The organism is Roseicella aerolata (assembly GCF_020523605.1).
Classification (GTDB): domain Bacteria; phylum Pseudomonadota; class Alphaproteobacteria; order Acetobacterales; family Acetobacteraceae; genus Paracraurococcus; species Paracraurococcus aerolatus.
In genome coordinates this window covers 1-4923 of sequence record NZ_JAJAQI010000111.1, presented here as the reverse complement: position 1 = coordinate 4923, position 4923 = coordinate 1, and the positions used below count along the sequence as shown (strand labels likewise).

The 4923-nt window shown below is 73.7% G+C and carries 5 protein-coding genes; 3 read left to right on the top strand and 2 right to left on the bottom strand.

Features of this window, described 5'->3' with window-relative positions; translation table 11 throughout:
* Nucleotides 1–268: 268 nt before the first annotated feature.
* Nucleotides 269–802, bottom strand: a complete 534-nt coding sequence (locus LHA35_RS27800) for a dihydrofolate reductase family protein (RefSeq protein WP_226614508.1) — start codon at nucleotides 800–802, stop codon at nucleotides 269–271.
* A 477-nt stretch (nucleotides 803–1279) separates the two neighbouring features.
* A complete protein-coding gene (locus LHA35_RS27795) occupies nucleotides 1280–1894 on the bottom strand; it encodes a hypothetical protein (protein WP_226614502.1) in 615 nt (204 codons plus the stop codon).
* 257 nt (nucleotides 1895–2151) lie between these two features.
* Here LHA35_RS27795 and LHA35_RS27790 point away from each other — a divergent pair, with 257 nt between their 5' ends.
* From LHA35_RS27790 to LHA35_RS27780, 3 genes are all read left to right on the top strand, one after another.
* Complete coding sequence (locus tag LHA35_RS27790) at nucleotides 2152–3621, top strand: cation:proton antiporter domain-containing protein (protein ID WP_226614498.1); 1470 nt, start codon at nucleotides 2152–2154, stop codon at nucleotides 3619–3621.
* A gap of 69 nt (nucleotides 3622–3690) precedes the next feature.
* Nucleotides 3691–4065: a hypothetical protein gene (locus LHA35_RS27785; RefSeq protein ID WP_226614493.1), complete on the top strand. Its 375-nt coding sequence runs from the start codon at nucleotides 3691–3693 to the stop codon at nucleotides 4063–4065.
* A 391-nt stretch (nucleotides 4066–4456) separates the two neighbouring features.
* A complete protein-coding gene (locus LHA35_RS27780) occupies nucleotides 4457–4807 on the top strand; it encodes a hypothetical protein (RefSeq protein ID WP_226614490.1) in 351 nt (116 codons plus the stop codon).
* Nucleotides 4808–4923 lie beyond the last annotated feature (116 nt).

Sequence of the window (4923 nt, the reverse complement as noted above, 5' to 3'; positions counted from 1 at the left end):
TCGAAGGCAAAATCGGCGCCCCTGCCGGCGCTCATATCGCCCAAACCTCCGCATTGCCGAGCCATCTGCTCGTTCTGGTGCGCTGGGCCCGTTCTGGCGCATCCGCGCACAGCTCTCATAAGACCGGCCTGCATAAGTCCTGACCTGCAGCCGCCGAAGGCGGCTGAGCGCCCTAACGGGCGCCGCGCCAAGTGGCGCGTAGCCAAGCCGCGAAGCGGCGCCGACGACTGAGGCCGCATAAATGCGTCGGCATTTATGCGGGGCGGTATCAGGCTACGCGCTCATACACCAGGTGCAGGGCCCCCCTGGGCTTCGCCTCGCACTGCAGCAGGCGCAGCGCCACCTCCGGCGTGCCGGCGGGAAACAGGGGAATCCCCTCGCCCAGCACCACGGGGATCAGCGCCATCTCCAGCAGGTCCAGCCGGCCGATGGCGAGCATGGACCGGATCACCTGGCCGCCGCCGAAGAGCCAGACCCGGCCATGCCCGCAGGCTTCCATCTCCGCCGCGATGGCGGCGATGTCGCCCGCGCGCGCCATCACGCCCGGCGGCGCATCGGGCAGGGCGCGGCTGGTGAGGATGACCGTCGGCTTCCCGGCATAGGGCCAGTCGCCCATGCGCCGGACGGCATCGTAGCTGCCGCGGCCCATCAGGATGGCATCCACCCCGGCGAGGAAGGCCCCGAAGCCGAAATCCTCCGCCGGATAGTCCGCCGCCAGCCAGTCTTCGACGCCGCCATCGGGCCGGGCGATCCGGCCATCCAGCGAGACGGCGATGTGGCAATGCCAGAGGGTCCTGCCCAAGACCGCGTCCTCCCGCCATGCCGACCTGGCACGGCACTCCGGGCCAGGAGGCCTGGATGCGTCATACCAGCGCCCCCGATCATGGACCCCCGCGGCACGGGCGTCTGCCCGCGCCGGGCCTTCCGCGGCCCGCCGCCAAAGCGGCGCGCCTGCCCGGCTGCGGCGACGCATCCGGGCCGCTGGTCCCGTACCTGGCGCATGACCTCCCGACCTGCGGCCCGCGGCAATGCCGCGAAGCCATGGCCCGGAGGGCCGCCGGCGGAGGCAGGACATGCGGCGGCAGGTCAGGCACCAGTTCTCAGTTCCTCACCGGGATGGCCGACCCGCCGGCGATGAGGACCGGCGCGCCCCTCAACCTGGCGGCGCCGGTGTCTGCCTACAGCGGATTGCGTTCATATCTGAACGCTCATCCGCTGCTGCTCCTTGTTTTCGAGCAGATTCACGCTTCCGGTCGTTCACGCCCGTCCGCGATCTGCTCTAGGCGGTCGGCTGCGGCGCCTCGGCGCCGGCCGGCGTGGCGCCGGCCGCGCCTGCCGCGTTCATCGTCATCAGCCCGGCCGCCAGCCGCGCCAGGCAGCGCGCCGCGCGCAGCCGCACTGCCGCCTGGCCCTCCACGCCCTCCGGCAGGGTGCAGCCGGCGAGGGTGATCGCGGTGCCGAGCAGCCGCGCCTCCAGCGCCGCCGTCACCGCCTCGCAACTCGCGTCGCGGCCGAACTCGGCGTCGATGGCCTCCCCGGCGCGGTCGATCTCCTGCTCCACCCGCTGGTCCTCCGCGACGATGCCGAGGATCTCGGCCGGCGGGTCCGGCTCCTCGCCCGCGCGCAGGGCCATCAGGCCCATGGCGCCGATCAGCATGTGGATAGGGCCGCCATCGCCGCCGCGCGAGGCGAAGGCGCCGAAGGCGACGGCCAGCGAAGCCTCCCCCAACACCTCGCGCGCCTCCTCGTCCATGGCGTCGATGGCGGGGGAGTCGCCCGCGGGCCGGGGCGCGTCGGGTGACTCGCCCATGATGTCCGGCACGCCGCCATCCGCGAAGGCGCGGGTGAGGGTGGCCAGGGCGTCGAACAGGCGCTGCTCGGAAACGGGTGGCATGCAGGTCCTCCGGATCCTCTCCGCTGCGTGGCTCCCGCGGGAAGGCGGCGCCGGCTCCCGGAGCAGGCCGCCGGGCGGAATGGACCGTGGGCAATCCGCGCTGCGGACAAGGGTTGGTGCGGTCTCATGCCGCCTGTGCAGCGTGAGACCGCTCTAACGGGCGCGCAGCGGCTCCGTTCACCGCGCGGACCGGCCGGGCACCGCCTCCTCGCCGGGGCGTTGCCCCCATCCAACAGCTCGGGCCGGGAAGATCGCGGGTGCCGGAAGTCCAGTTCGTCTCTGGCGTGATCGTGGCGCTCGGCCTGCTGCTGGCGCTGGCCCGGATCAGCGGGCTGCCACCCTCGCCGGTGGTCTTCGCCGGCGGCATCGCCTCCGTCCTGTTGCCGGTGCCGCTGCCCGCCCTGCGGACCAATCCGGAGATCGTGCTGGGCCTGCTGCTGCCGCCGCTGCTCTATGCCGGGGTCGTCGCGCTCTCCCTCGACCTGCTGCGCCATGCGCTGGTCCGCGGGGTGGTGGCCGGCCTGGTGCTCGTCATCGGCGTGACGCTGATGGTCGCGGCCGCGGCGCAGGTGCTGCTGCCCGGCCTCGATCCCGTGGCCTGCCTGCTGATCGGCGTCTGCGCCGGGATCGGCGATACGCGCCTGCCGCAGGAGACGGGCCAGGCGCAGCACCTGCCGCGGGCCCTGACGGATGCCTATGCCGGCCAGGCCGTCAGCGCGCGGCTGCTCGTCGTCTCGCTCTACCTGCTGGCGCGCGAGGCGGTCGGCGGGCCACCGCCGGAGGTCGGCGCGGCGCTGCAGCGGATCGGGACCGACCTGCTGGGCGGCGGGCTGCTCGGCGCCGCGGTCGGGCTGTTTGCGGTGGAATTCCGCCGGCGCATCGGCGCCGCGTCCGTCGAGGTGGCGATCTCCGCCGCGACGCCCTTCCTCGCCGCCATCCTGGCCGGCGCCGCGGGCGTCTCGGTGGCGGTGACCATCGTCGTGGCGGCGCTCACCGTCGTCGCCCGCGCGGTGGACCGGCGGACGGGGGAGGCGATCTCCTCGCCCGAGGCGCGGCTCGTCTCCCGCCATGTCTGGTCGGAGGCCGAGTTGATGCTCTCGGCGGCGCTCTACTTCCTGATCGGCCGGGCCCTGCCGGAGGCCCTTGGCGCGCTCGGCCGGTATGAGCCGGCGCAGCTGGTGCTGGCGGCGGCGGCGCTGCTGGCGCTGGTGGTCGGCGTGCAATTCCTGCTCGCGCTGCTGGCCGTGGCCATGCCCTGGACGCCACGGATGCCGGGCGCCGATGGCCGGCCCGCGGGGGCGCTGCGGATCGCCGCCGTCGCGGCCTGGTCACCACACCGCTCCGCCATCGCGCTGGCCCTGGCGCTGGCGGTGCCGGCCGCCGCCCCGGATGGCCGACCTTTCGCCGAACGCGAACTGGTGCTGGCGCTGGTCGCCCTGATGGTCGTCCTCTCCGGCCTGGTGCAGGGGACGACCCTGCCGGCGCTTCTGGGCTGGGCGCAACTCGGCGGCGCGGAGGAGGAGCGGCGCGAGACGGAACTCGCGCAGGCGACCGCCGCGGCGGCGCAGGGGAGGGCACGCCGGGTTGCCGATCCCGAGGGGGCGGCCGCCGAGGGCCGGCGGGCGCTGGCGCGGCTGCGCGGCCGGGACGCGATCGGCGACGCCGCGCTGCAGCAGGCGGACCAGGCCGTCGCCTCCCGCGCCCAGGCGGAGCGGGCGGGCGAGTAGGCCTCCGAGGCGCCGCATCCCCGGGCGCCGTCATGCGCTTCAGCCGGACAAGTCGCGCGGAGAGACGGGATGTCTGACAGCAGCAAGGGCCTTTCCATCGCCATCACGCCCATGCACCGGACCGAGGAAGGCATCTGGGAATCCGGCTCCCGCCAGGGCCCGCAATTCCTGCTGGTGGAGATCATCCGGGGCGAGGGCGACGAGATCGAGCCCGTGGTGGAGTGCCGGGATGAGCGAACGGCCGCGCTGGCGGCACGGGTGGTGGCCGGGACGATCGCCGCGCTCGGCCTGGCGGAGGCGGCGGTGGAGGCGCGGATCGACGCCTTCGACGAGGAAACGGCGGCGATCCTGGCGGACAACCCGACCCCCGAGATCGAGGCCCCGGCCGGCGCATGGACCACGGCGGAGGGGGACGAGGAGGAATCCGGCCAGGTGGCGCACTGATCCTGGTGGGCTCGCGACGGCGGGGAAGACGACGGTCTGACCGGAGAGCAGGTGCCGCTGCGGCCGGGGGCGCCGGAGGTGTTGAGGGCCAGCCGGTCCTCGGCCGCATGGCGATGCGGGCGGGATGATGTAGGCTGATGCCCCGGGAGGGCCGGTTCCGCATGAACACCCTCGAGCAATTCCTCTTTCTTCTCCTGCCGGCCGTGATCGCGGCCGGCGGCATCGGTGCGGTCCTGTTGCACCGGGCCCCAAGGCATCAGGGGCATGGGCGCAGGGCCGGCCCGGTGAGCCGGCGTTCACGGCGGCAGCGGCAGCCACGCGCCTGACCCTCGGGCCGGGCAAGGCCGCCTGGCCCGATCACACCGAAGCGGGGCATGGAGGAGAGCGGCGCATGTTCGTCGTGATCAGGACATACCGGGCAGGCGGGCGGCCGGAGGAGATCGCCCAGCGAGTGGGAGAGGGGCTCGTCCCCATCCTGCGAGAGCAGGCGGGCTTCCGGGCCTATTACGCCTTCGTCAGCGAGGACGGTCGGCCGGTCTCGGTCAGCGTCTGCGACAGCCGGCAGGCGGCGCTGCGCGCGAATGAGCGGGCGCAGGCCTGGGTCAGCGCCAACCTGAAGGACCTCATTCCCGATCCGCCCGAGGTGACGATGGGCCCCATGCTGGTGGACGCCGCGACCTATGAGGAGGCGGAGGAGCGCCGTTCCTCCCAGGCCGAGCCCTGGGTGGATGGGGGCGTCTAGACCCGAGTAGCCCTGGCTGGAATCGGCTTGTGATTGGCTGCGGCGCGAGGTGGTGTGATTCGTAGGTGTCCAGCTTGGGCTGGAGGCTTCGATGGCGTGGCGTCGTGGGCAGGCCT

Bases quoted from the DNA above. Each gene is read 5' to 3' on its own strand.
- LHA35_RS27795 (WP_226614502.1), bottom strand. From the start codon at position 1,894: ATGCCACCCGTTTCCGAGCAGCGCCTGTTCGACGCCCTGGCCACCCTC.
- LHA35_RS27785 (WP_226614493.1), top strand. From the start codon at position 3,691: ATGTCTGACAGCAGCAAGGGCCTTTCCATCGCCATCACGCCCATGCAC.
- LHA35_RS27780 (WP_226614490.1), top strand. From the start codon at position 4,457: ATGTTCGTCGTGATCAGGACATACCGGGCAGGCGGGCGGCCGGAGGAG.